This is a genomic window from Streptomyces sp. NPDC001020 (assembly GCF_053599115.1).
Window position 1 is genome coordinate 174,141 of record NZ_JBSFLQ010000009.1, and the last position, 23,318, is coordinate 197,458.

The 23,318-nt window shown below is 69.8% G+C and carries 25 protein-coding genes; 5 read left to right on the plus strand and 20 right to left on the minus strand.

The features are described 5' to 3' along the window. Window positions 1-179 precede the first annotated feature (179 nt). Complete coding sequence (locus ACWDEX_RS11415; protein ID WP_450463021.1) at window positions 180-752, minus strand: helix-turn-helix domain-containing protein; 573 nt, start codon at window positions 750-752, stop codon at window positions 180-182. 67 nt (window positions 753-819) lie between these two features. Between ACWDEX_RS11415 and ACWDEX_RS11420 the strand changes: the two genes are divergently transcribed. Together ACWDEX_RS11420 and ACWDEX_RS11425 are read left to right on the plus strand one after the other, a co-directional pair. After that, the gene (locus ACWDEX_RS11420; RefSeq protein ID WP_450463022.1) at window positions 820-1,506 is read left to right on the plus strand and encodes an AzlC family ABC transporter permease; all 687 of its coding nucleotides are present in this window, start codon (window positions 820-822) and stop codon (window positions 1,504-1,506) included. Continuing rightward, a complete protein-coding gene (locus tag ACWDEX_RS11425) occupies window positions 1,503-1,817 on the plus strand; it encodes an AzlD domain-containing protein (RefSeq protein ID WP_450463023.1) in 315 nt (104 codons plus the stop codon). Before ACWDEX_RS11420 ends, ACWDEX_RS11425 begins: the two co-directional genes overlap by 4 nt. Before the next feature lie 99 nt (window positions 1,818-1,916). On the opposite strand, the gene ACWDEX_RS11430 is transcribed toward ACWDEX_RS11425, so the two are convergent. The 11 genes from ACWDEX_RS11430 to ACWDEX_RS11480 form a co-directional block, all read right to left on the minus strand. Further along, complete coding sequence (locus ACWDEX_RS11430) at window positions 1,917-3,155, minus strand: cytochrome P450 (protein ID WP_450463024.1); 1,239 nt, start codon at window positions 3,153-3,155, stop codon at window positions 1,917-1,919. A gap of 158 nt (window positions 3,156-3,313) precedes the next feature. Then, entirely contained in the window at window positions 3,314-5,245 is a 1,932-nt protein-coding gene (locus ACWDEX_RS11435; RefSeq protein ID WP_450463025.1) for an AMP-dependent synthetase/ligase, read from the minus strand. Between the two features lie 308 nt (window positions 5,246-5,553). Next, the gene (locus ACWDEX_RS11440) at window positions 5,554-6,219 is read right to left on the minus strand and encodes a TetR/AcrR family transcriptional regulator (protein ID WP_450463026.1); all 666 of its coding nucleotides are present in this window, start codon (window positions 6,217-6,219) and stop codon (window positions 5,554-5,556) included. A gap of 111 nt (window positions 6,220-6,330) precedes the next feature. After that, on the minus strand, window positions 6,331-6,630 hold the full coding sequence (locus ACWDEX_RS11445) for a DUF4229 domain-containing protein (protein ID WP_450463027.1): 300 nt from the start codon (window positions 6,628-6,630) through the stop codon (window positions 6,331-6,333). 137 nt (window positions 6,631-6,767) lie between these two features. Then, the gene (locus ACWDEX_RS11450; protein WP_450463028.1) at window positions 6,768-7,292 is read right to left on the minus strand and encodes an N-acetyltransferase family protein; all 525 of its coding nucleotides are present in this window, start codon (window positions 7,290-7,292) and stop codon (window positions 6,768-6,770) included. Window positions 7,293-7,420: 128 nt separating this feature from the next. Further along, window positions 7,421-8,584: an aminofutalosine synthase MqnE gene (mqnE, locus tag ACWDEX_RS11455; RefSeq protein ID WP_450463029.1), complete on the minus strand. Its 1,164-nt coding sequence runs from the start codon at window positions 8,582-8,584 to the stop codon at window positions 7,421-7,423. 82 nt (window positions 8,585-8,666) lie between these two features. Beyond that, window positions 8,667-9,122, minus strand: coding sequence for an Lrp/AsnC family transcriptional regulator (locus tag ACWDEX_RS11460; RefSeq protein ID WP_450463030.1), 456 nt, complete (start codon window positions 9,120-9,122; stop codon window positions 8,667-8,669). Between the two features lie 154 nt (window positions 9,123-9,276). After that, a complete protein-coding gene (locus tag ACWDEX_RS11465) occupies window positions 9,277-9,969 on the minus strand; it encodes a UbiX family flavin prenyltransferase (protein WP_450463031.1) in 693 nt (230 codons plus the stop codon). Between the two features lie 89 nt (window positions 9,970-10,058). Beyond that, window positions 10,059-10,631 (minus strand): Uma2 family endonuclease, encoded by a 573-nt coding sequence (locus ACWDEX_RS11470; RefSeq protein WP_450463032.1) that lies wholly within the window; start codon window positions 10,629-10,631, stop codon window positions 10,059-10,061. A 46-nt stretch (window positions 10,632-10,677) separates the two neighbouring features. Next, window positions 10,678-11,580, minus strand: a complete 903-nt coding sequence (gene mqnP / locus ACWDEX_RS11475) for a menaquinone biosynthesis prenyltransferase MqnP (RefSeq protein WP_450463033.1) — start codon at window positions 11,578-11,580, stop codon at window positions 10,678-10,680. Beyond that, entirely contained in the window at window positions 11,577-13,034 is a 1,458-nt protein-coding gene (locus ACWDEX_RS11480; RefSeq protein WP_450463034.1) for a menaquinone biosynthesis decarboxylase, read from the minus strand. Before ACWDEX_RS11480 ends, mqnP begins: the two co-directional genes overlap by 4 nt. Before the next feature lie 169 nt (window positions 13,035-13,203). Here ACWDEX_RS11480 and ACWDEX_RS11485 point away from each other — a divergent pair, with 169 nt between their 5' ends. Continuing rightward, entirely contained in the window at window positions 13,204-13,599 is a 396-nt protein-coding gene (locus ACWDEX_RS11485; protein WP_450463035.1) for a PLD nuclease N-terminal domain-containing protein, read from the plus strand. Between the two features lie 72 nt (window positions 13,600-13,671). On the opposite strand, the gene ACWDEX_RS11490 is transcribed toward ACWDEX_RS11485, so the two are convergent. The 3 genes from ACWDEX_RS11490 to ACWDEX_RS11500 all read right to left on the minus strand — a co-directional run bounded on the left by ACWDEX_RS11490 (window position 13,672) and on the right by ACWDEX_RS11500 (window position 17,012). Then, complete coding sequence (locus tag ACWDEX_RS11490; protein WP_450463036.1) at window positions 13,672-15,783, minus strand: FG-GAP repeat domain-containing protein; 2,112 nt, start codon at window positions 15,781-15,783, stop codon at window positions 13,672-13,674. A 208-nt stretch (window positions 15,784-15,991) separates the two neighbouring features. Next, the gene (locus ACWDEX_RS11495; protein ID WP_450463093.1) at window positions 15,992-16,105 is read right to left on the minus strand and encodes a DUF397 domain-containing protein; all 114 of its coding nucleotides are present in this window, start codon (window positions 16,103-16,105) and stop codon (window positions 15,992-15,994) included. Further along, window positions 16,053-17,012, minus strand: coding sequence for a helix-turn-helix domain-containing protein (locus tag ACWDEX_RS11500; protein WP_450463037.1), 960 nt, complete (start codon window positions 17,010-17,012; stop codon window positions 16,053-16,055). Before ACWDEX_RS11500 ends, ACWDEX_RS11495 begins: the two co-directional genes overlap by 53 nt. Window positions 17,013-17,118: 106 nt before the next feature. Here ACWDEX_RS11500 and ACWDEX_RS11505 point away from each other — a divergent pair, with 106 nt between their 5' ends. Together ACWDEX_RS11505 and ACWDEX_RS11510 are read left to right on the plus strand one after the other, a co-directional pair. Next, window positions 17,119-17,355 (plus strand): hypothetical protein, encoded by a 237-nt coding sequence (locus ACWDEX_RS11505; protein WP_450463038.1) that lies wholly within the window; start codon window positions 17,119-17,121, stop codon window positions 17,353-17,355. Further along, on the plus strand, window positions 17,352-17,570 hold the full coding sequence (locus tag ACWDEX_RS11510; protein ID WP_450463039.1) for a hypothetical protein: 219 nt from the start codon (window positions 17,352-17,354) through the stop codon (window positions 17,568-17,570). Before ACWDEX_RS11505 ends, ACWDEX_RS11510 begins: the two co-directional genes overlap by 4 nt. Window positions 17,571-17,607: 37 nt before the next feature. Here the strand turns inward: ACWDEX_RS11510 and ACWDEX_RS11515 are convergent, their stop codons facing one another. The 5 genes from ACWDEX_RS11515 to ACWDEX_RS11535 form a co-directional block, all read right to left on the minus strand. Next, window positions 17,608-18,729, minus strand: coding sequence for a serine hydrolase domain-containing protein (locus tag ACWDEX_RS11515; protein ID WP_450463040.1), 1,122 nt, complete (start codon window positions 18,727-18,729; stop codon window positions 17,608-17,610). Window positions 18,730-19,038: 309 nt separating this feature from the next. Then, the gene (locus tag ACWDEX_RS11520) at window positions 19,039-19,449 is read right to left on the minus strand and encodes an SRPBCC domain-containing protein (protein WP_450463041.1); all 411 of its coding nucleotides are present in this window, start codon (window positions 19,447-19,449) and stop codon (window positions 19,039-19,041) included. Between the two features lie 217 nt (window positions 19,450-19,666). Further along, complete coding sequence (gene ccsB / locus ACWDEX_RS11525) at window positions 19,667-20,749, minus strand: c-type cytochrome biogenesis protein CcsB (protein WP_450463042.1); 1,083 nt, start codon at window positions 20,747-20,749, stop codon at window positions 19,667-19,669. Beyond that, window positions 20,746-22,539 carry a cytochrome c biogenesis protein ResB gene (gene resB / locus ACWDEX_RS11530; protein ID WP_450463043.1) on the minus strand — a complete coding sequence of 598 codons (1,794 nt, stop codon included), beginning with the start codon at window positions 22,537-22,539 and terminating at the stop codon, window positions 20,746-20,748. The genes ccsB and resB overlap by 4 nt, the downstream gene beginning before the upstream one ends. A gap of 4 nt (window positions 22,540-22,543) precedes the next feature. Next, window positions 22,544-23,317 carry a cytochrome c biogenesis CcdA family protein gene (locus ACWDEX_RS11535; protein WP_450463044.1) on the minus strand — a complete coding sequence of 258 codons (774 nt, stop codon included), beginning with the start codon at window positions 23,315-23,317 and terminating at the stop codon, window positions 22,544-22,546. Window position 23,318 lies beyond the last annotated feature (1 nt).

The window sequence follows — 23,318 nt, forward strand, 5'->3', positions numbered from 1 at the left end:
GGGCTTTGAGCTCACTGAACCCGATGCTTTGATCCGGAACGGACAGCAGTACCCAAGGAGCCCCGCGCGCCATCCGGCGCAGGGGGCTCCTGCTTTTTTGACGCCTGCTCCTCCGCCTTCGCCTGCCCCTCCGCTCTCGTCTTCCTCCCCGGGCCTCGTGCCGCGCGAGGCGCACGGGTTCACACGTGCTGCATGATCAGCACGAACATGGTCCCGGGTGCCAGCGCCTCATAGGAATGTGGGACATCGCCGCGGTAGGCCATGTAGTCGCCGGGGCCGAGCTCCACCTCCTCGCCGCGCGGCCCCGCGAGGACCCGCCCCGCGCTCACCACCAGGTGCTCCATCGAGCCCGGGAGGTGCGGCTCCGAGTCGCGCACCGACCCCGGCTCCAGCCAGGCGTAGTAGATGTCCCGGCGGGCGCCCGGCGGGCTCGCGGAGAGCAGGGTCGCCGTATAGCTGGACTGCTCGGAGTGCACGGTCGGCCCCTCGCCCGCACGGATCACCTGCACCGGCGGGGCCGGCGGTTCGACGAGCGCGCTGAACGGCACGCCGAGCGCCACACCGAGCGCCCACAGCGTCTCCACGCTGGGGTTGCCGCTCGCTGCCTCAAGCTGGGACAGCGTGGACTTCGCGATGCCGGCACTCTTGGCCAGTTCGGAGAGGGAGAGCCCGGCGCGGGCGCGTTCGCGGCGCAGGGCTGCGGCGATCCAGTCGAGGGGAAGCCGGGCCGGAGGGGTGCTGTCATCGGTCATGCTGTTCGCTCCGTCGGTACGTTCGTTCGCCTTGACGAACGGGACTGTGTTGTCCATTGTAGGAAACATGCGTTCGCTCTACCGAACATCCGCTTCGGCCATTGACCCTTCTCTGCTCCGGGACGTGTCCCTCGTCTGTCTCGCCAGCGGTGTGGTCGGCGTGTCGTTCGGCGCGATCGCGGTCGCGGGCGGGTTGCCGGTATGGGTGCCGGTGGTGATGTCGCTCGTGGTGTACGCGGGCTCGGCGCAGTTCAGCACGGTGGGGATCCTGCTGGCCGGGGGCGGGCCGGTGGCCGCCGCGGCCACCGGCCTGCTGCTGAACACGCGCACGGCGGCCTTCAGCCTCGCCGTGGCGGACGTGCTGGGCGACCGGGGCCGCCTGGTCCGGTTCGCGGGGGCGCATCTGGTGACCGACGAGACGGTCGCCTTCGCCCTGGCCCAGCCGGACCCGGCGCGGCGCCGGGCGGCGTTCTGGCTCTCGGGCCTCGGGCTGTACGCGGCGTGGAACGTGTGCGTGCTCGGCGGAGCGCTGGCCGGCAGCGCGCTCGGCGACACGGACAGGTTCGGCCTGGACGCCGCCTTCCCCGCCGTCCTGGTGGCCCTGGTCCTGCCCGCCGTACGCGAGGACGCCGGCGTACGCCGGGCCGCGCTGACCGGCGGCGCGGTGGCACTGGCCGTGTCGCCGTTCGTGCCGGCCGGGATGCCGGTGCTGCTGGCTCTCGCGGGGCTGCTCGCTCTCGGGAGGCGGGCATGACGGCCACGGTCGCGGCGATCCTCGCGCTCGCCGTGGGCACGTACGCCTTCCGGCTGGTGGGCCCGTTGCTGCACGGCCGGGTCGAACTGCCGGACCACGTCCAGCGGTTGCTGTCGGCGGGCGCGATGGTACTGCTGGTCGCCCTGCTGGCCACGGGCGCGCTCACCGAGTCGGGCGGCTTCGCGGGGTGGGCGCGGCCGGCGGGGGTGCTGGCGGGCGGAGTCCTGGCGTGGCGCCGGGCGCCGTTCGTGGTCGTGGTCCTGGGCGCGGCGACGACCACGGCTCTCCTGCGGGCGGCCGGGGTGGGTTAGGGCGTGTTCTGAGTTGCCTGCCTGCCTGCGTCGCGTCGCAACGCAGGCAGGCAGGCAACTCAGGACCCCGCCGGGCCGGTCGGCGGCCGCACAGCCGCGCTACCAGGTCACGGGCAGCTCGATCGGGAAGCGGCGGATCGTTTCCGTGTCCCAGCGCACCTCCTCCGGCGCTACCGCCAGCCTCAGCCCCGGGAAGCGCTCCACCAACCGGCCGATGGCCACTTCCAGTTCCGCCATGGCCAGCGGTACGGCGATGCAGCGGTGTCCGCCCCAGCCGAACGTCATGTGCGGCGCGGAGGGTCGACCGGGGTCGATGACGTGCGGGTTCGGGTAGCGCTCCGGGTCGCGGTTCGCCGTCAGGTAGGAGACGTGGACGAAGTCGCCTGCCCGGATCCGTGCCCCGTCCATCTCCACGTCCTCCCGTGCCACCCGCGGGATGCCGACGCCCTTGCGGAAGGGGATGTAGCGAAGCAGTTCGTTCAGGACGTCCGTCAGGGACTCAGGGCGGCTCCTGAGGTGCTCCATCAGCTCGGGACGGGTCAGGAGGAGGTAGGCGATGTTGCTGATCTGGCAGGTGGCCGTGTCCTGGCCGCTCAACGTCAACGTCAGCGCCATGACCGCGAGTTCCTGGTCGTCGAACGTGTCGTCGCCCTCCCTGGCGGCGGCCAACGCGCTGATCAGGTCCTTCCCGGGAGAGCGCCGCCGTTGTTCGACCAGTTCGCCGAAGTACGCCCGCAGTTCGGCCTTGGCCGCCGCGGCGGTCTCGCGGGTGTCCGGGCCGGTGGCAAGGAGCTGGTGCACGTACTCCTGCATCCGAGGCCAGTCGTCCCGGGGGATGCTGAGCAGGTCGAAGATGGTCTGCCGGGGAAACGGGTCCGACAGATGGCGCACCAGATCCGCCGGCTGCCGCTGCGCGGCCATCTCGTCGAGCAGGGTGTCCGCGAGCCGGATGATCGTCTGCCGCATCTGGTCGACGTGCCGTGGGGTGAAGGCCTGCGACGCCAGGTGCCGCAGACGGCTGCTGTGCGGAGGGTCCATCACATTGATCGACTCCGGGGAGACGATGGGCTCCGGCGTCAGCCTCGGGTAGTCGGACCCGATGATCCCCGCCCGGCTGAACCGTTGGTCGGTGGTCACTTGGCGTACCCCGTCGAACCCGGTGACCAACCATGCGTCGGCGTCGCCGTACGGCAGGCGGATACGGGTGAGGGAATCGCGGGTCATGAGCGCCGCGAGCGAGGGATCGAACTCCAGCGCCTCGCTGAAGTCGAACGGGCACGTGATTGGTTCTCTGCCAGGGGTCATCGCGCGGTTCTCCTGTCGGTCCTCCGCCGTCATACGGGCCTCCTGGCGAGATGGAAGCACGCACGGCAGCGGACGCCCGCCAGCACCGCCCCCGCTTGGGGCCAGGTGGGCTAGTGCTGTGGCCGGAAAGGTTCACCGGCGCGGGAAACGCCCCGGTCGGGCCGCGACGCCCGTCGCGCGGCACCGCCCGCTCACCCCTGGTACAGCCCCTCCACTTCCGGTGCGAAGTCCCGCAGGACCGCCTCCCGGCGCAGCTTCATCGACGGGGTCAGGTGGCCGGACTCCTCCGTGAAGTCCACCGGGAGCACGGCGAAGCGGCGGATCGACTCGGGACGGGAGACGAGCTTGTTGGCCTCGTCCACCGCGCGTTGCAGGACCGCCTTCAACTCCTCGTCCCGCACCAGGAGTTCCGGCGGCAGCGGATCCTTGCCGTTCATCCGGCACCAGTGGGTGACGCCCTCCGGGTCCGGTGTGATGAGGGCGGTGACATAGGGGCGACCGTCGCCGAGGACCATGCACTGGGAGATCAGGGGGTGGGAGCGCAGCCGGTTCTCCAGGGGTGCGGGGGCTACGTTCTTTCCGCCCGTCGTGATCAGGATTTCCTTCTTCCGGCCGGTGATCGTCAGATAGCCCTCGTCGTCGAGGCGGCCGATGTCGCCCGTCGGGAACCAGCCGTCCGAGGCAGCCGGGATCACGCCGGCCGCGTGGTGGTCCCAGTAGCCGCGGAAGACCTGGCCGCCTGAGAGCAGCACCTCGCCGTCCTCGGCGATACGGACCCTGGTGCCGGGCAGGGGCCGGCCCACCGTGCCCAGGCGAGGCTTGAGCGGGGGCGTGATGGTGGCCGCACCCGTCGTCTCCGTCAGCCCGTAGCCTTCGAAGATCTCTATGCCCGCGCCCGTGTAGAACGCGGCGAGACGGCGGCCCAGCGGGGAGCCGCCACAGATGACGTGACGGACCCGGCCGCCGAGCGCGCCCCGGATCGGTCGGCAGACAAGGGGGTCGGAGAGAGCGCGGGCCGTCTTCAGGGCACGGTTCGGTCCGGGGCCCGTGCCGTGCCGGTGGGCTTCCAGCGCCTCACCGTAGCGGCGGGCCACGCTCGCCGCGCGGTCGAAGGACGGCGCCCGGCCGCCACGCTCGGCCGCCGCCCGCGTGTTGTTGTAGACCTTCTCCAGCACGTACGGGATGGCCAGCAGGAACGTCGGTCTGAAGCTCGCGAGGTCGGCCAGCAGGTCCGCCGCCTTCAGGCTCGGCGCGTGGCCCAGGCGTACCCGAGCGCGGACGCAGGCGACGGCCACCATACGGCCGAAGACATGGGACAGGGGCAGGAACAGAAGCGTCGACGGATCCTCACCCGGCTTCGGCTTGAACACCGGGTGGAGGAGTTCGATCGCGTTGTCCACCTCCGCCAGGAAGTTGCCGTGCGTCAGCGCGCAGCCCTTGGGGTGGCCCGTCGTGCCCGAGGTGTAGACGAGTGTGGCCAGCGTGTCCGGGCCCAGCATGTCCCGGCGTGCGGCGACCTGCTGGTCGGTGACCCGCTCTCCGGTCTTCGCCAGCCGCTCCACGTGCCCCTTCTCCATCACCCATACATGGCGCAGGTCGGGAAGGCGGGCGCGCTCGGGGCCGAGGGTCGCCTCCTGACCGGCCGTCTCGGTGACCAGGGCCACGGCGCCCGAGTCCTGGAGGATCCAACGGGTCTGGAAGACCGAGGAGGTGGGGTAGACGGGCACCGGTACCAGGCCCGCGGCCCAGGCGGCGAAGTCGAGCAGCGTCCACTCGTATGTCGTGCGCGCCATGACCGCGATCCGGTCGCCCGGCATCAGGCCCTCGGCGATCAGGCCCTTCGCCACCGTCAGGACCTGGTCGGCGAAATGCGCCGCCGTCACGTCCGTCCACCCGCCGTGGCCGTCGCGGCGGCTGAGCACCCGGTGGCCGGGCGCCGCGTCCGCGTTCTCGAACGGCAGGTCAGCGAGCGAGCCGTGGGTCACAGGCCGCGCCAGCGGGGGAACGTACGCCTCCCGCACCTCCCCGTTCAGCCGCCGTGTCTCCGGCTCCACGAGCACCGGCCCGCCGTCGTCGCCGGGACTGTCAGGGGCGGCGGGTGCGGGCGAGGACGAGAGGGACATGGGGCAGCTCCTGAGGCCTGCGGCGGTGCACCGCTTCGCCGCATGAGGTACGTGCCATGCGCTCCGGGACGTTCACCGGCGGGCGCGGCTCGGTGGGTGTCACCGCTGTTTCGGACCGCGATCGTACGGCGCCCGCGTGGCGAGTCTGTGCGGGTTCGGGGACGGGGATGTGCAGCCTGGGCGCGCCGCATCTCCCAGGCGCGCTCCGGGTGGGCGGTCGGGTGGGGTGATCCGGAGTTCCTCGCCCGCACGGCTCTTGCCCCGGGTGACTTCAAGCTCCTACGCCCACCGCGTGGCCGGTCAGGACCCTACTCGTGGTCGGGGGGCGACCAGGGGCGGCCCTCCATGAGGTCGCCGAGGCCCGCCCAGGCGAAGTTCATCAGGGTCGTGGCGGCCTGTCGGGCGGAGACGCCGGGGGTGGCGTTGGCCCAGGCGGCGAGGGACTCGGCGGCCCCGACCAGGGCCTCGGCGAGCCCGGCGGCCTCGCGCTCGGACAGGCGTGGGTCCCGGTGGTCCGCCACGGGGGCGTCTCCGTCACGCACGGCCGCCACGATGAGCTGTGTCACGAACGCGACGATCTCCTCGCGCATCGCGGCGACCTCGGAGGCGAAGGGTTCACCGTGCGTACGCGCCTGGAGGTGCAGGACCGCCCAGCCGTCCGGGTTGCGCGCGGTGTGCGTGAAGAACGCGCACAGACCGTTCCAGAGCTGGCGGTCGGCGGAGAGAGACGGCCGCACCCCGACCCGCACGGCCTCGGTGAGCGCCGCGGCCTCACGGCGGATGCAGGCGGTGAAGAGCTCTTCCTTGGAGTTCAGATACAGGTAGACCAACGGCTTGGACACACCGGCGAGTTCGGCGATCTCGTCCATGGACGCGGCCATGTACCCCCGCTGCCCGAAGGTCTTCACCGCGGCGTCGAGCATCTGCTGCTCACGGACCGCCCGCGGCATCCGCCTGCTCTTCACGGAACCCATGAAGGAGAGGGTAGTTGGACGCGGTCGCAGGCACCCCGACCCGCCGTGGCACCGGACGCCTCGACCACGCGCCCGGCCCCGTGTCGGGCTACGCCTGGGCCGCCGACGTCACTACGCCTGGCCCTGCGCCCTGACGGCGTCGTCCGCCTCGTCCTCCTGGCCGCGGTTCGCCTCGAGGTTGGCCTTCATGCGGTCGACCTTCCCCACGATCTGCACGGAGGCCCGGTCCCGCTCCTTGCGCAGCACCACGAAGCTGATCGGGGCCGAGATCACCAGGGCGAGCAGGATGATCCACAGGGCGTTGTTGGCGCCGATGCGCGCGCTGGGGGCGAGGCCCGAGTAGACGAGGCCCGAAACGACCACGAGGCAGCCCACGAAGATACCGAAGCGCATCAGCGTGTAGCGGAGCATCTCAAACCACTCTTCCGTTCCGTGAGGGTCTCCCCGGTTCGAGCGATGCCGCGAACCCGGGGGGATGTCCCAAAGGTCACTGTCCAGTGAAGCACGACCCGGGCCTCGATCTTGCAGGGGGGTTGAGCCCGGCCGGGTCATCCCAGCGGCAGCAGCATCGTGATGTCGTCGCGGTCGTCCCCGTTCGCCACCCGGATCGCGTCGGGCACCCGGCCGACCTCCTTGTAGCCGCAGGAGCCGTAGAACCGTTCCAGGCCGTGGCCGCCCCGGCAGGTGAGCCGTATCGCCTCGATGCCCTCGAAGCAGCGGGCCGCGTCCGCCGCGGCGGCCATCAGGTCCCGGCCGTAGCCCTTGCCCTGGTAACGCGGATGCACCATCACCGTGTAGAGCCACAGCCAGTGCGCCGCCATCCGGTCCGCGTTGAAGCTGAGGAAGGCGGTGGCGGCCACTCTTCGTCGCTCGTCGTACCCGACGAGCAGCCGGGCGCGTCCCTCGCTCATCGTCGCCAACTGCCTGACGAGGCTCGGGCGTATCTCCTCGCGCGTGACCGGCGGCACGAAGCCCACGGCCCCGCCCGCATTGGACACCTCGGTCCACAGATCGAGGAGGTCGTCGCGGAGGGCAGGGGTGATGGACGGGTCAAGCTCAAATGTAAGGGACATAGAGCGAGAGTATCTATTACATCGACGAGAGCTCAAACTCTCGATGCCGCCGGCACACAAAACGACAGGCCCCGGCCGGAGCCGGGGCCTGTCGGGGCCTGTCGGGGTTATGGGCTGCGGGACGCAGCTCAGAGGCGCATGGGCTGCGGGGCGTCCCGTCGCGCGGGGTCCGGGCCCTCGTACTCCCGGATGATCTCGTAGCGCGTGTTGCGTTCCACCGGCCTGAAGCCCGCGTCACGGATCAGGTCGAGCAGGTCCTCACGGGTCAGCTTGTTCGGGGTGCCGTAGTTGTCCGCGTCATGCGTGATCTTGTACTCGACGACCGAGCCGTCCATGTCGTCGGCACCGTGCTGCAGGGCCAGTTGCGCGGTCTGCACGCCGTGCATCACCCAGAAGACCTTGACGTGCGGAACGTTGTCGAAGAGCAGCCGCGACACCGCGAAGGTCTTCAGGGCCTCCGCGCCGGTCGCCATCGTGGTACGCGCCTGAAGGCGGTTGCGGATCTTCCCGTCCTTCATGTCCACGAAGTCGTGCTGGTAGCGCAGCGGGATGAAGACCTGGAAGCCGCCGGTCTCGTCCTGGAGTTCACGCAGCCGCAGCACGTGGTCCACGCGGTGGCGCGGCTCCTCGATGTGCCCGTACAGCATGGTGCACGGGGTCTTCAGACCCTTTTCGTGCGCCAGGCGGTGGATGCGCGACCAGTCCTCCCAGTGGGTCTTGTGGTCGACGATGTGCTGCCGGACCTCCCAGTCGAAGATCTCGGCGCCACCGCCGGTCAGCGACTCCAGGCCCGCGTCGATCAGTTCGTCGAGGATCTCGGAGGCCGACAGGCCCGAGATCGTCTCGAAGTGGTGGATCTCCGTTGCCGTGAACGCCTTCAGTGAGACGCCCGGCAGGGCCGCCTTCAACTCCCGCAGCGAGCGCGGGTAGTAGCGCCACGGCAGGTTCGGGTGCAGGCCGTTGACGATGTGCAGTTCGGTGAGGTTCTCCGACTCCATCGCCGTGGCGAGCCGGACCGCCTCCTCGATGCGCATCGTGTACGCGTCCTTCTCGCCCGGCTTGCGCTGGAAGGAGCAGTAGGCGCAGGACGCGGTGCACACGTTCGTCATATTGAGGTGACGGTTGACGTTGAAGTGGACGACGTCACCGTTCTTGCGGGTCCGCACCTCATGCGCGAGGCCGCCCAGCCAGGCCAGGTCGTCCGACTCGTACAGCGCGATACCGTCCTCGCGGGTCAGCCGCTCACCGGAGCGGACCTTGTCCTCCAGCTCGCGCTTGAGCCCGACATCCATGCCCTTACCTCTCCCTGCCGACAACTTCGACAACCGTACTCCCCCACCCTTGTGCGGCCCGTGCCGCCATACGGCGCCGCGCCTACTCCGACTCCGGCAGCTCGCCGACCCGGTTCTCCCACTTCGTGGAGAGCACGATCGTCGTCCGCGTACGGGAGACGCCCTGGGTTCCCGACAGCCGACGGATGGTCTTCTCCAGGTCGTCCACGTCGTTCGCGCGTACCTTGAGCATGAACGAGTCGTCGCCGGCGATGAACCAGCAGTCCTCGATCTCCTGAAGGCTCTTCAGACGGTGCGCCACGTCCTCGTGGTCCGCGGCGTCGGAGAGCGAGATGCCGATGAGGGCGGTCACGCCGAGGCCGAGTGAGGCAGCGTCGACGGTGGCACGGTAGCCCGTGATGACACCGGCCGCCTCCAGGCGGTTGATGCGGTCGGTGACGCTGGGCCCGGAGAGGCCGACGAGCCGGCCGAGTTCGGCATAGGAGGCCCTGCCGTTTTCACGCAGGGCCTGGATGAGCTGCCTGTCAACCGCGTCCATAGATCCGAAGCCTTTCATTGTTCGGCGTTCCCGCGAGTCTATGTATAGAACTTAAGGAGCACAGGGTCCGTCCCCTGTGAATCTTTTATGCGATCGGCGACGAGCCATGGTTTGGGCCCGTCGCCGTGAAACGCTGCCCCCACCCGTCACGCGCCTATGCGTCGGCCCGAGAGCCACCCCCGAGCTCACCCTTCCAACGGCGGTACAGCCCGTGCGGCACTCCCGCCGCGTCCAGCGCCCGCCCCGCGACGAAGTCCACCAGGTCCTGGATGTGCGTCGCCCCCGCGTAGAACGCCGGGGAGGCCGGCAGCACGACCGCGCCCGCCGCGTCCAGCGCCACCAGTTGCCGGAGCGTCTGCCCGCTGAGCGGGGTCTCCCGCACGGCGACGACGAGCCGCCGTCCCTCCTTGAGCGTGACGCTCGCGGCCCGCTGCAACAGGTCTTTGGACAGCCCGAGCGCGACCCCTGCCACACAGGCCGTGGAAGCGGGCACGATCAGCATCCCCTTCGCGGGGTACGACCCCGAGGACGGCCCGGCGGCCAGGTCGCCCGCACTCCAGTACCGCACACGGTCGCCGTCGATGTCCGCCTCGAACGTCCCCGGCTTGCCGTCGGCGCCCCGCTCCAGCCACTCCCGCAGGTCGTCCCGCCAGTGCGCGTCCCGGAAGGAGATTCCGGTCTCGTCGAGCAGTGTGAGCCGCGAGGCACGGGAGACGACGAGGTCGACGCTCTCCCCCGCAGCGAGGAGCCCGCGCAGCACGGCAGCGGCATACGGGGTGCCGGAAGCGCCGGACACCCCTACGATCCAAGGCGTACGCGGCTTCTCTCCTGGCTTGACTGGGTTCACGGCACCGAGCCTATCCGGCCTCCCGGAACGGGGACCGGCCAAGGGTCGGGATGCTGAGGGACCGCCTGTTCCGCCGCCGACGGGCCGGGTCAGGACTGGTGGCGCGCGTTCGGGTCGACCGGGAGGTGGGCGGTCGTGAGGGTCAGCTTCCCGAGCGGGGAGTCGACGGTCACATCGGGGCCGTAGGGGAGGGTGTCGCGGCCTAGGTAGCCGTCGGGGCCGGGGTTCCACATCGTCACGACGTGGCCCTTGAGCGGGTCGAAGATCAGGTAGTTGGAGATGCCTCGAGAGGCATACCAGCGGGGCTTCACTTCGTAGTCACGGCGGATGCTGCCCTGGGAGACCACCTCGACGACCAACTCGATGAGATCGGGCGAGTACGCGCCTTCGTTCTTCTGCACCTCCGCCGCAGGAATGACCGCCAGGTCGGGGCAGAACTCGTTGTCCTCGTCGAAGGGGAAGGCGACGTCGCTGGCGAACCCCCAGTCCGGGGCCACCTGCGCCGCCAGCAGGTTCCACACCTGCCGAATGGTCTCCGCATGGTGCGGCTTGACCGGACTCATCATGATGTTGCCCTCGACAATCTCCATCCGATAGCCGGGGAACATGTCCTCGAACCGGCTGAGCTGCGAGTGCAGGTGTTCCATGCCCGAGACGGTCATGACTGGCCTCCCTGGGGTCCTGCCCTCGATCGTAGGCGCACCGTACTCACACGGTCAGACCCCGAACCAGAAGGTCGAGCAGCGCACACACGAACAGGGCAATGCCGATGAACCCGTTGACACTGAAGAACGCGCGGTTGAGGCGGCTGAGGTCGTGGGGCCGCACGATCGAGTGCTCGTAGAGGAAGGCGCCCGCCGTGATCACCAGGCCCAGCCAGAAGAAGACGCCGGCTCCCGTGGCGACCGCGTACCACGCGAGCAACGCCGTCGTGATCGCGTGGCAGACGCGGGCGCCCCGGATCGCGGCCGGGATGCCGAAGCGGGCCGGCACCGACATGACCCCGATCTCGCGGTCCGTCTCCACGTCCTGGCAGGCGTAGATCAGGTCGAAACCGCCGATCCAGATACCGACGGCGAGACCCAGGATCACCGCCTCCCCGGACCACGCGCCGCTGATCGCCAGCCAGCCGCCGACCGGGCCCATCGCCTGGGCGATGCCGAGGATGGCCTGCGGGAAGTTCGTGAAGCGCTTGCCGTAGGGGTAGACCACCATCGGGATCACCGCGATGGGGGCGAGGGCGAGGCAGAGCGGATTGAGCAGGGCCGCGGCCCCCAGGAAGACAGCCAGGGCGATCAGGGCGCCGGTCCACGCATGGCGGACGGACATCGCGCCCGTGACCAGTTCGCGGTGCGCGGTCCTGGGGTTACGGGCGTCGATCTCCCGGTCGATGATCCGGTTGACCGCCATCGCGAAGGTGCGCAGGCCCACCATGCAGACGGTCACCAGCAGCAGCCGCGCCCAGTGGATGCTCTTGTCCCACTCGTACATCGCGGTGAGAGACGCGATGTACGCGAAGGGCAGGGCGAACACGGAGTGCTCGATCATCACCAGGCGCAGGAACGCCTTGGTGCGTCCCGGCTGCGGGATCGCGGCGGAAGCTGAACTCACAGCCCGTACTCCTTCCAGCGGCGGTCGACCTTCGCCGCCGTCTCCGGGTCGGACAGCACCATGTCGGGCCAGCCACCGTCCCGGGTGTAGCCCTCCTCGGGCCACTTCTTCGTCGCGTCGATACCCGCTTTGCCGCCCCAGAACTGCTGGTAGGAGGCGTGGTCGAGGTGGTCGACGGGGCCTTCGACGACCGTGAGGTCACGGGCGTAGTCCGTGTTGCCGAGGGCCCGCCAGGCGACCTCGTGCAGATCGTGCACGTCGCAGTCGGAGTCGACGACCACGATCAGCTTGGTCAGCGACATCATGTGCGCGCCCCAGATGGCGTGCATCACCTTCTGGGCGTGCTTGGGGTACTTCTTGTCGATCGAGACGATCGCGCAGTTGTGGAAGCCGCCCGACTCGGGCAGGTGGTAGTCCACGATGTCCGGCACGATGATCTTGAGGAGGGGGAGGAAGAAGCGTTCGGTGGCCCGGCCGAGGGGTCCGTCCTCCGTCGGGGGGCGGCCCACCACGATCGACTGGAGCAGGGGGCGGCGGCGCATGGTGACGCAGTCGATCTTCAGGGCGGGGAAGGGCTCCTGCGGCGTGTAGAAGCCGGTGTGGTCGCCGAAGGGGCCCTCGGGGAGCATCTCGCCGGGCTCCAGCCAGCCCTCCAGTACGACTTCGGCGTTGGCCGGGACCTGCAGCGGTACCGTCTTGCAGTCGACCATCTCGATCCGCTTGCCCGCGATGAACCCGGCGAAGAGGTACTCATCGATGTCGCCGGGGAGGGGCGCGGTGGAGGCGTACGTGACGGCGGGCGGGCATCCGAAGGCGATGGCGACCGGGAGCTTCTCGCCGCGCCTGGCCGCCACCTGGTAGTGGTTGCGGCTGTCCTTGTGGATCTGCCAGTGCATGCCGATGGTGCGCCGGTCGTGGCGCTGGAGGCGGTACAGGCCGAGGTTGCGGATCCCGGTCTCCGGGTCCTTGGTGTGCGTGAGCCCGAGGTTGAAGAAGGAGCCGCCGTCCTGGGGCCAGGTGAAGAGGGCGGGCAGGGCGTCGAGGTCGACGTCGTCGCCCCGCAGGACGACCTCCTGCACCGGCGCGCCCGCCGACTTGACCTTCTTGGGCGGCACATGGGCCATCGTGCCGAGCTTCCCGAAGGCCTCGCGCATCCCGACGAACCCGTGCGGCAGTTCCGGCTTCAGCAGGCCACCGATCCGCTCGGAGATCTCCCCGTACGACTTCAGACCGAGGGCCTTCAGCAGGCGCCGGTCGGTCCCGAAGACGTTCATGGCGAGCGGCATGGCCGAACCGCGCACGTTCTCGAAGAGCAGCGCGGGCCCGCCGGACTTCTGCACCCGGTCGACGATCTCACCGACCTCGAGATGGGGGTCGACCTCCGCTTTGATGCGCTTGAGGTCTCCCTCGCGTTCCAGTGCCCGGAGCAGGGACCGAAGATCGTCGTAAGCCATGCGTCCCAGTATCGCCGAGGGGCCGCTTCGCCCCTGCGCCCACCCCTGCCTCACCCCTGCCGGGCCGACGGGGTCGCCGGCGGGATGGCGCGGCCGGCACGGGCTACCCTGACCCCGTCAGCGGGGCTGTCCGGCGCCCCGTCACCGTCTTCTGGGGGATCGCACGACCATGCTCAGGTATCTGCCCTTCCTGCTGGTCCTCGCGTTGTGGATCTACGCCTTCATCGACTGCCTGAACACCCCCGAGGAGCAGGTGCGAGGGCTGCCCAAGGTGGTCTGGGTCATCATCATCCTGCTCTTCGGCGAGGTGCTGATCGGACCGATCGCCTGGCTGGTCGCCGGCAAGGCGCGCCAGGCCCCGGTGAACGGCTCCACGCCGTCCGAGTGGCATCGCAACCAGCGCACGACCTGGGTCGCGCCCGACGACAACCCCGAGTTCCTGAAGTCGCTGAAGGAAGAGAACAAGAAGGACGAGTCGCTCCTGAAGGACTGGGAGGCCGACCTGCGCCGCCGCGAGGAGGAGCTGCGACGCCGGGAGCGGGGCGAGGAGCCTTCGGCCGACTGAGTCCCGAGCGGTACCGGACGCGGAGCTTGACGCGGGCCACCCGGAGTCCCGGGCGGCCCGCAGTCCGTGTCGTCAGGAGATGCGGATGCTCGACCAGTTCGTGGCCTTGCCGACCTGCGAGCGCTTGCCGAGGCCGCCCTTGCCGTCGCCCCGGTTCAGCCAGGCACGGCCGCTCTTGTCGAGCGAGATCACGTCGGCCCGGCCGTCCCCGGACAGGTCCAGCCCGCCGACCACGTCCTTGTAGGTCGCCCCCCAGTCCTTGAAGACCAGCGCCCGGGGTTTGAAGGTGCCCTTGCCGGTCCCGTCGAACCGCCACAGCTTCTTCGCCCCGTCGAGGCCCAGCAGATCCATCCTGCCGTCGCCGTTGAGGTCCCCGGCGGCGATCAGCTTCTTGTAGCCGCCGAAGCCGGACCCGACGAGCGTACGGGCCTTGAAACCGCCCTTGCCGTTGTTGGCGTACAGATACAGCTTCCCGGTCGCTGCGGACCGGGTCAGCAGGTCGGGACGGCCGTCGCCGGTCACATCGCCGGGCGAGACGACCGCGTTGTAGCCGCTCCAGTCCGCGGAGACCTTCACGGAGGACGTCTTCTGGTCCGGCAGCCCACCGCAGACCGGTGTGAAGATGCGGGCCTCACCCTTCGGGGAGCGGACGAACACGTCGTTGCAGCCGTCGCCGTCGAGGTCGCCGTAGGGCAGCACCTGCGTGCCCGCCGGCCAGGTGGTCGCGCGCTTCTGGGCGGTCAGCTCGGTCGCGCCGCCCGCGTACACCTTCAGCCCGCTGCTGCTCCAGCCGAAGAGGTCGGCCTTGCCGTCGTCCGTGTAGTCACGCCACTTGGGCAGCGCCCGGCTGGTGGTGGTGACCTGGTAGGTCCCGTCCAGAACGTAGGAGTTCGACTGGGTCAGCAGGTACTCGTCCCAGAGCACCACGGGGCGTCCCAGCGCGTCGGAGGCCATCTTGGGCGCGCCGGTGGCCTGGGCGCCGGTCGCGCTCAGCCGCCGCGCCGGGGACCAGGTGCCGCCCTTGAAGACGGCGGCCATCACGTACTCCTTGCCCGAGTAGCCCGCCCGCCACGTCACCGTGACCGTGCCGCCCGAGGTGGCGACCGCGCCGACCGCGTGCACCTTGGTCGTGGCGAACGGCTGCTTGTACGGCAGCCAGGCGCCGGTGGCCGCCGAGCGCACCGCGTACCAGGGGTCCCACGAGCCGGGTCCCCCGCCTGCAACGAAGAGGTCGCCGCCCGGCAGGTAGACGGGCGCCGTCATCCCGTTGGTGCTGCCGGAGGTGGCGGCGGTCCGCGGGGTGCTCCATGTCGTGGCGCCGGCGGACCGGCGCGTGTGCATGACGTGCCCGGCCTCGTTGTAGAACACGTCGAAGCCGCCCTGCGGACTGGCGAAGACCTTCGGCTGTGCCAGGTTCACACCCGGCACCGGGAAGTCCTTGACCGCGGTCCAGCCGGCCGCGCCGGGGGCCTTCTCCAGGGCGACGATGGCCTGGCTCGCCGACCACTTCCACACCAGCAGGGCGGTGCCGTCCTTGGCGATCGCCAGCTCCATGCCGGAGATGTCCCGACTGCCGGACGGCGGCTGCGTGTTGAGGTCGGCCGGAGCGGTCCACTCGGCCCCCGGGCCGGCCTTCTCGGCGGCCCTCACGACACCGTTGACCGTCCACACGACGATCAGCCGGCCGTCGGAGGTCGCCGCCATGTGGTGGTAGCCGTGCTCGGGGACCTCGGCGATGTACTCGGGCTCGGAGAAGGCGGTCGCGCCAGGCGCGAGGGTGGCCACCCTCAGCCAGTAGTTGTAGTGGTCGTCAGGGCGCTTGGCCCGCCAGACAAGGCGCACCGAGCCGTCGCTGAGCGAGACCAGCTCGGTGTTGTACCCGCCGGCGTCCGGCCAGGTCTGCGGGGCCAGCCAGCGGGTGCTGCCGGCGGGCCGGATCCGGGTGCCATTGGCGAGGGAGACGAGGGTGCCGTTCTTCGCCGACACGAGGGCGCTCAAGCTGCCCGGGGCGTGCGCGGTGCGGGTGCCCCACGGGCCCGGCGCACGCTTGTCGGCGGTGGTCGTGGCGGTGGTGGCGGTGGCCGCGGCTGTGGCAGTGGTCTGGGCAGCGGCCGGAGCCACTGCCGCCAGGGTCAGGACGGGCGTGAGCGCGATGCCGAGCACCGCACGGAAATGCGAAATCATGGAATGCCCCCCCGGGCAGGGCGTATCCGGTGGCCCGAATTCGCCGGACTGTTCGAACAAGTCAGGCGCAGCGTATATCAGCCAAGATCGACCCGGGCAGAGCAGGATGCCCTCACTCCACCGGCGGGGTAAGGGGCGTCGCTCGAGGAGGAGTTGTGGCACCCGGAGCGGGACGAGGACCTACGGCCTACTGAGCCCCACGTAAGCGCTAGACGAGCCCGGCGACGAACGCGGACCAGGCCCGGCACGAGACCAACAGCACTGGGCCATCAGGGTTCTTGCTGTCGCGGACGGGGACGGTGGCGGGGAAACCGGGGGCGATTTCGATGCAGTTGCCGCCGTTGTTTCCGCTGTAGCTGCTCTTGATCCAAGTCGCCATGCCGAGGTCGTGCCTGTCCATGATGCTCGCACCCCTTCAACGCGCTTCTGATCCGAGCGGCCGACTCGTGGGCTGACAGGGCGTCTGCCCTGAGCACATCATAGGTCTGGCTGTGGCGTGTGTACGTCTCCGGATCGTCGCTGAAATGGCCACGCTCCAGCGACTCCGAGTACACCCAGCGGCGTCCGTTCGGTAGATCGATCAAGGACATTGAGGTATTGGGCCGGACGACGCCAAGGAGGTCTGCCGGTACGACTTGTACACGGATGTTGGAACGCTGCACGACGTCCAGCAGATGCTCAAACTGGTCCCGCATGACGTCAGGGCTCCCGACCGCACTGCACAGACAGCTTTCGTCCAGTACGGCGACATATAGCGGGCCACCATCGGTGAGAAAGCGCTGCTGCCGACTCAGGCGTGCTCGAACGCGCTCCTCCACATCATCACCACTCGCGATCTGGGAGAAGAGCGCCCGCGCGTAGCCCTCGGTCTGCAACAGGCCGGGGACGACCAACTCTTGATACTCACGTAAGGCCACCGCCTCCGCGTCCATGTCAGCCCGGCGCTGGAACCAATCCGGATGCTCCACCTGCGGATACCAGTCGATCCGCCCCCACAGCCGCAGCAACACCCCACCCGTACCCAGCAGTTCGTCGCACTTCTTCGCGAACGTGTCCTGTGGCACCCGTGTTCCCGCCTCCACGCGGGCCACGTGCGAGCGGTCGCACGGGATCTCGCGCGACAGCCCCTCCTGTGTGAGCAGGGCCGCCTCACGGAAGTGCCGCAGCACCTCGCCGAACACCGCGGCGGTGCTGGCCCCCGAGCCGGCCTCGGCGTTGCGTCGGCTCACAGCGCCCCCCTCTGTGACAGTGCGCCAGTCGCACGCGGCGGGCATTGAATCGCCCCGCTTCACTCCGCGACGCTTGACACACTCAGAGTAATGAACGGGAGTGTGTGTGGAAGCGGAAACGGACAGGCCGACGGTCGTCGAACCCGGCACGCTCGTCTACGACCCGCAGACCGGCGAGGTCGGCGAGTACCGGGACAAGGCGGGCCCCTACGCGATACTGCGCCCCGTGGGCGGCGGCCGGGAGTGGGAGGCCGATCCGCTGCTGATCCGCCCGGCCACGCAGGAGGAACGGCTCAGTGCCGGGGTGAAGGCGGCCAACCGGCAGTCGAGGCAGGCACGGTGACCGGACGCAGCGCATACGACGACCAGAGTGTGCCGCCCGTACCCGTACCCGGCTGTCCGGTCTGCGCGGGCCTCGCCTCACGGCGGGACGAGGCCCGTGCCAGGCGTGACGGCAGCGCGGAGACCGACGCGGCTGTACTGCTGCGCCGGCACCAGCGGCAGGAGCACGGGGGCGCCTCGGTCCGCGACGCGGTCATGGAGCCGCCTGGTGGGTGAGCAGGCGCCCGTCCACGTCCTCACCCGTCGCTGTGTGTCAGCGCCCGGCTTCCGGGTCGGCGAGCGAGACGGTGACGATCTCCTGGATGCGCTGGAGGTCGGAGCCCGCCCCCGTCGGGTTCAGGGAGTACACCACCCGGTGACCGAGGCTTCGGGTGGCGAAGAACCCGTTGTCCCAGCCGGGACGGGAACCGGTCTTGCCCCATGCGTACTCGCCGCTCGGGAGCTTGTAGCGCATCAGGCCGCCGACGCTGAAACAGGCATGCTTGCCGAAGCAACTCGTGTTGTCGGCGGCACTCTTCACCCTGGGCACGTGGAACGCCAGCTTCTGCTCGGCGGGCGGGAGCAGGCGGCCCCGGAACAGCGCCGTGATGAAGCGGTCGAGGTCGGCGGCGGTGGAGATCATGCCGCCCTCGACCCACGGGTAGGGGCTCTGCTCGGACACGTCCTGCCCGTCCACGAAGACCTGCGCATGGGGCGAGGGAATCGTCGGGTCATCGGCGGCGGGCAGGCTCGTGTGACTCAGGTGCAGTGGCCCAAGGATCCGGCGCTCCAGCTCCTCGGCGAAGGAGTGACCGGTGACCTCCTCGACGATCAGGCCGAGGACGAAGGAGTTGAGCCCGTTGTACTGCTGCTCGGGGTGGCGGGCGGGCGGCGTGTCGGAGGCCGCGGCGAACGACTCGCGCAGGAAGTCCCGGGGGCTCACGGACTTGAGCCACCATCCGGGCCCGTCGGCCGGGCCCGGAGTCGCGGCGGGTTTGGGCAGGCCACTCGTGTGGTCGAGGAGCTGGCGTACGGTGACGCGGTCGTAAGCGGCGGGCATCAGCCCGGGGACATACCGTCGCGCTGGTGCGTCCACGTCGATCCGGCGCTCGGCGACGAGTTGAAGCACCACCGTGTTGGTGAACACCTTGGTGACACTGCCGATCCGGAAATACGCGTCAGCGGTGACCGGACCGGCAGTAGCCCCCACGCCGTCCCGCCTGACCAGCGCGCCCGCCACGACGTCGTCCGGTAACTGGTCGAGGATGTCCTGGACGGTGGACCTCGCGGGAACCGGGGCGGTGGACGCGACACCGGCGGCGGTCGCGGGCAGCGCCGCGCCTGCGGTGAGAGCGGCGGCCAGGGCAAGGGCGGTGACGGCAAGGCGGCTACGCATCAAGGTTTCTCCAGAGCTGCGCCGACGGACTTCGTATCGACGTCAACTCTGCTGCGTACAGCGGCTGTCACCCATCAGTGATCACCCTGACCTGACCCTGAGCCGCCCCCTCAGGGCGAGTGAGGAGACGCCCCGGCTACGTGCGCGTCCAACGCTGCGACGCCTTCCCGGACTCGCACGGCGGGGTCGACACACCGCCGCCCACGGAACTCGTGGCGAGGCAGCCGCCGGGTTGATCGACCGTACGGCGTTTTCTGGAACTTGCCTCCGAAGGATCCGAGGGAAGAGCCCGCTCCTGTCCGAGGGGGCTCACCGGGTGCCGCTTCCCACATACGCGAGAAGGCGCTCGAACCGCTCCCGCCAGCCCGGGTCCCGCCCCTCCTCGCTCTCGTGCGTGAAACGCACCGTCGTCCCCTCAGGCCATCCCGGCTCCAGGTGGAAGCGGATGCGGCCACGGCCCTCCACCGTGTACTCGGCGACCCGCTCCACATCCCATGCCGTGATCCGGCCCCGGGCGGTGCCGTCGGGCAGGCGGAGCGCCACCGCGCCGCCGAGCCGTGGTTCGAACGGCTCGGCGGCGGCCAGCCACTCCCCCAGGCCCGCGGAGGTGGCCAGTGCGGGCCAGACCTCCTCCACGGCCCCGGGCAGACGCAGCAGGTAGTGCCGTACGTGCACATCCCCTCGACGCTCGGTGGTGCCCTCTTCGATGGGATTGCTCATGACACCAGCCTCGCGCGCGAACGGGGGATCCGCACTCCTTACGGGCCCTCGTGCCTCTTGTCGCCGACGGCCCGGCGCAGTACGGCTGCGTTACCCGTGACCTGGGCCTTTCTTCCCGTCAGCGAGGCCCGTCGTCCGTCCGTACGACAAAGGCCGGTTCCGGTGACATGGGTCACCGGGACCGGCCTTCGGTGTGCGGGACTTTCTCCCCGGGTCGTTACACGCCCGCGTACGAGTGCTTGCCGCTCACGAAGATGTTCACGCCGTAGTAGTTGAACAGGTAGCAGGCGAAGGCGATGAGCGCGATGTACGCCGCCTTCCGGCCCTTCCAGCCGGCGGTGGAGCGGGCGTGCAGGTAGCAGGCGTAGGCGACCCAGGTGATGAAGGACCAGGTCTCCTTCGGGTCCCAGCCCCAGTAGCGGCCCCAGGCGTCACCGGCCCAGATGGCGCCCGCGATGATCGTGAAGGTCCACAGCGGGAAGACGGCGGCGTTGACGCGGTAGGCGAACTTGTCGAGCGTGGCCGAGGCGGGCAGCCGCTCCAGGACGGAGCTCGCGAAGCGGCCGGGCGTGCCGCCGTCGGCCAGCTTGTTCTCGTACGAGTCCTTGAAGAGGTAGGCGAGGGTGGCGACCGCGCCGACGTAGAGGACCGCACCGCAGAAGATCGCGGTGGAGACGTGGATGTACAGCCAGTACGAGTGCAGGGCGGGGACCAGCTGGTCGCTGGCGGTGTACAGGACGGTGACGGCGAGGCCGAGGTCGAGCAGGACGGTGGTGATGAGGAAGAGGCCGATCCACCGCACGTTCTTCTTCAGCGCGAGCAGCGCGAGGTACACGCCGACGGCCGCTGTGGAGAAGGTGAGGTTGAACTCGTACATGTTGCCCCACGGCGCCCGCTGCACGGAGGCCGCGCGGGTGATGACGCCGGCGAGTTCGACGAGGAAGGCCAGCACGGTCAGCGACACGGCGATCCGGCCGTAGAGGTCGCCCTGCTCGTCACCGCCGTGGGCACCGGGGCCGTCCGGCACGTCACGGGCGCCGGCCGCGGCGCGGGTGACGACCTTCGGCCGCTCCAGCACCGCGGTGCCCCCGGCCTGCTTGACGGCGACGGCGGGCGCCTCGGCCTTGCGGGGTGCCTCGGCGGTGAGAGCGCTGGCCGTACGGGCGACCTTGCTACGGCTGCCGAACAGCCATTCGGCGATGTACGCGAAGAAGGCCAGGGTGTAGACGGCCATCGAGGAGTAGATCAGCGTGTTGCTGAGGTTCGCGAGATGTTCGTTGGTGGCGGTGGCGAGGGTCACTTCTTCTGAGCCCCTTCAGCGGCAGGTACGGGGGGTGCGGCGTCCGGCTCCCGATCGGGGTCGGTGTCTGGATCGTCGTTCTTCGTGGGTGCCCGGTCGTGGACGAGCGCGGCCAGGTCGCCGAGTTCCTCGGGCAGCTTCGCGGACTCACTGCGGCCGAGGCCCGCCATCTCGACCACGGTGACGCCGTCGGCACCGGTCGTGGCACGCACCCAGACGCGACGGCGCTGGATGAACAGGGAGCCGGCCAGGCCGAAGACCGCGATGATCGCGCCGCCGAGCGCCCAACCGGTGCCCGGCTCCTGCACGACCTGGAAGCCGGCCCACTCCTTGATGTCCTTGTCGAAGGTGATCGAGCCGGCGCCGTCCGGCAGCGTCATGGTCTCGCCGGGCAGCAGCCGGGCCTTGAGGATCTCGCCCTTGGCGTCCTTGAACTGCTTCAGCTTCTTGGTGTTGAGCTGGTAGACGTTCTGCGGGATGCCCGCGTTGACGCCCAGGTCCCCGTGGTACGCGTTCAGCGCGAGCGCCGGATTGTCGAGCGCGGGGAACTGGGAGAACATCGTGCCCTGGCCGGCGCCGGCGAAGGTCGGCACGAAGATCGCGCGGAAGCCGAGCTGCTCCTGCTCTCCCTTGGCGTTCCGGTAGCCGTCCCGCACCTGGATCGCGCCCTGCGAGGTGACGTTGGAGTCGAGGGGCAGCAGCGGCACGGCGTCGTGGAAGACGACCTTGCCCTTGCCGTCGCGGACGGTGACCGTGGGCGCGTAGCCGTGGCTGACGAGGTAGACCTTGGCGTCGCCGATGTGCAGCGGGTGGTTGACCCTGATGACCTTCTTCTTGTCCTTGCCGTAGGCGCCCTCGCTGTAGGTGACGTTCGCCTGGAACGTGCGCGCGGTGCCCTTGTTCGGGCCGCTGCGCGCGTATGTACCGGTGAACTTGTCCAGCTTGAAGCTGAACGGCACCAGGTCGTCGGCGCTGAAGAGGTTGCCGGACTTGATGTCGTCGTACTGGATGACGGTGTTGGCGAAGCCGTCGCCCTCGACGATCAGCTTGTTGCCCTCGGACTTGTAGAGCTGGCCCCAGCCGAAGGCGATCAGTAGCACGATCAGGGCGATGTGGAAGGCCAGGTTGCCCGCCTCGCGCAGATAGCCCTTCTCGGCCGCGACGGCGTCCCCCGCCACATGCGCACGGAAGCGCCGCTGCTTGAGGACCTTGAGCGCGGCTTCGCGGACCTGCTCGGGGTCGGCGTCGGTGCGCCAGGTCGCGTACGCGGGCAGCCGGGTCAGCCGCTTGGGCGCGCCCGGCGGGCGGCCCCTGAGCTGGCCGACGAATTGCCAGGTGCGGGGCACGATGCAGCCGATGAGCGAGACGAACAGCAGGATGTAGATCGCGGAGAACCACACCGAGCTGTAGACGTGGAACAGCCCGAGCTTGTCGTAGATGGGGCCCAGCGTCTTGTGGGCGGCCATGAAGTCCTGGACCTTGAGCGCGTCGACGCCGGTCTGCGGGATCAGCGAGCCGGGGATCGCGCCGAGCGACAGCAGGAAGAGCAGGAGGAGCGCGATCCGCATGGAGGTCAGCTGCCGCCAGAACCAGCGGACCCAGCCGATGACCTCGCGTACGGTCCAGGCGATCCAGCCCTTGGCGCCGGGGGCCCGGGAGCCGCCGAAGGAACCGGGCATGGCCGTCTCGGCGGGGGCGGTGGACAACTGCGAGCCGGCCTCGCCGAGGCCGCCGTCAGAGGTGGTGTCCGTCGTCTCGCTGTGCACGTCGGTGCTCCGTGTGTCGCTCATTGGGTCAGATCCCCGGCGTGTAGCCGTTGGACCAGCTCTGCATCTGCTGTACGAGGCTGTCCCAGGCACCGGTCAGCAGCAGCAGACCGGTCACGATCATCATCGTGCCGCCGATGCGCATCACCCAGGCGTAGTGGCGCTTGATCCACCCGAAGGCGCCGAGGGCCTTGCGGAAGGCGACCGCGGCGAGCACGAAGGGCACACCGAGGCCGAGGCAGTAGGCGATGGTCAGGAGGGCGCCACGGCCCGCGCTGCCCTGGTCGGAGGAGAGCACCATCACGGAGGCCAGGGTCGGGCCGATGCAGGGCGTCCAGCCGATCCCGAACAGCGCGCCCAGCAGAGGCGCGCCCACGAGGCCGGCGGTCGGCCGCTGGTGGAAGCGGAACTCGCGCTGGGTGAGCCAGGGCATCAGCCCCATGAAGAACACACCCATGAGGATCATGAGCACGCCGAGCACCTTGGACAGGACGTCCTTGTGTTCCTGGAGCGTCTGGCCGAAGAACCCGAACAGCGCCCCGCCGGAGACGAACACGGCCGTGAAGCCGAGCACGAAGAGGGAGGCACCCGCGACCATCCGCCCGCGCCGGGCCTCGGCCAGATCGGTGCCGGTGACACCGGTGACGTACGAGAGGTAGCCGGGGACGAGCGGCAGCACGCACGGCGAGAAGAAGGAGACGAGACCACCGAGGAGGGCCACCGGCAGGGCGACCAGCAGCGCCCCGTTGAGGACGGTCTGGTTCTGGCCGGCGACCGCGGCGAGCGTGGACACTGCGGTCACG

Coding starts and splice junctions, on each gene's coding strand:
- ACWDEX_RS11415 (WP_450463021.1), bottom strand. CDS start 752: ATGACCGATGACAGCACCCCTCCGGCCCGGCTTCCCCTCGACTGGATC.
- ACWDEX_RS11420 (WP_450463022.1), top strand. CDS start 820: ATGCGTTCGCTCTACCGAACATCCGCTTCGGCCATTGACCCTTCTCTG.
- ACWDEX_RS11425 (WP_450463023.1), top strand. CDS start 1,503: ATGACGGCCACGGTCGCGGCGATCCTCGCGCTCGCCGTGGGCACGTAC.
- ACWDEX_RS11430 (WP_450463024.1), bottom strand. CDS start 3,155: ATGACGGCGGAGGACCGACAGGAGAACCGCGCGATGACCCCTGGCAGA.
- ACWDEX_RS11435 (WP_450463025.1), bottom strand. CDS start 5,245: ATGTCCCTCTCGTCCTCGCCCGCACCCGCCGCCCCTGACAGTCCCGGC.
- ACWDEX_RS11440 (WP_450463026.1), bottom strand. CDS start 6,219: ATGGGTTCCGTGAAGAGCAGGCGGATGCCGCGGGCGGTCCGTGAGCAG.
- ACWDEX_RS11445 (WP_450463027.1), bottom strand. CDS start 6,630: ATGCTCCGCTACACGCTGATGCGCTTCGGTATCTTCGTGGGCTGCCTC.
- ACWDEX_RS11450 (WP_450463028.1), bottom strand. CDS start 7,292: ATGTCCCTTACATTTGAGCTTGACCCGTCCATCACCCCTGCCCTCCGC.
- mqnE (WP_450463029.1), bottom strand. CDS start 8,584: ATGGATGTCGGGCTCAAGCGCGAGCTGGAGGACAAGGTCCGCTCCGGT.
- ACWDEX_RS11460 (WP_450463030.1), bottom strand. CDS start 9,122: ATGGACGCGGTTGACAGGCAGCTCATCCAGGCCCTGCGTGAAAACGGC.
- ACWDEX_RS11470 (WP_450463032.1), bottom strand. CDS start 10,631: ATGACCGTCTCGGGCATGGAACACCTGCACTCGCAGCTCAGCCGGTTC.
- ACWDEX_RS11480 (WP_450463034.1), bottom strand. CDS start 13,034: ATGGCTTACGACGATCTTCGGTCCCTGCTCCGGGCACTGGAACGCGAG.
- ACWDEX_RS11485 (WP_450463035.1), top strand. CDS start 13,204: ATGCTCAGGTATCTGCCCTTCCTGCTGGTCCTCGCGTTGTGGATCTAC.
- ACWDEX_RS11490 (WP_450463036.1), bottom strand. CDS start 15,783: ATGATTTCGCATTTCCGTGCGGTGCTCGGCATCGCGCTCACGCCCGTC.
- ACWDEX_RS11515 (WP_450463040.1), bottom strand. CDS start 18,729: ATGCGTAGCCGCCTTGCCGTCACCGCCCTTGCCCTGGCCGCCGCTCTC.
- ACWDEX_RS11520 (WP_450463041.1), bottom strand. CDS start 19,449: ATGAGCAATCCCATCGAAGAGGGCACCACCGAGCGTCGAGGGGATGTG.
- resB (WP_450463043.1), bottom strand. CDS start 22,539: ATGAGCGACACACGGAGCACCGACGTGCACAGCGAGACGACGGACACC.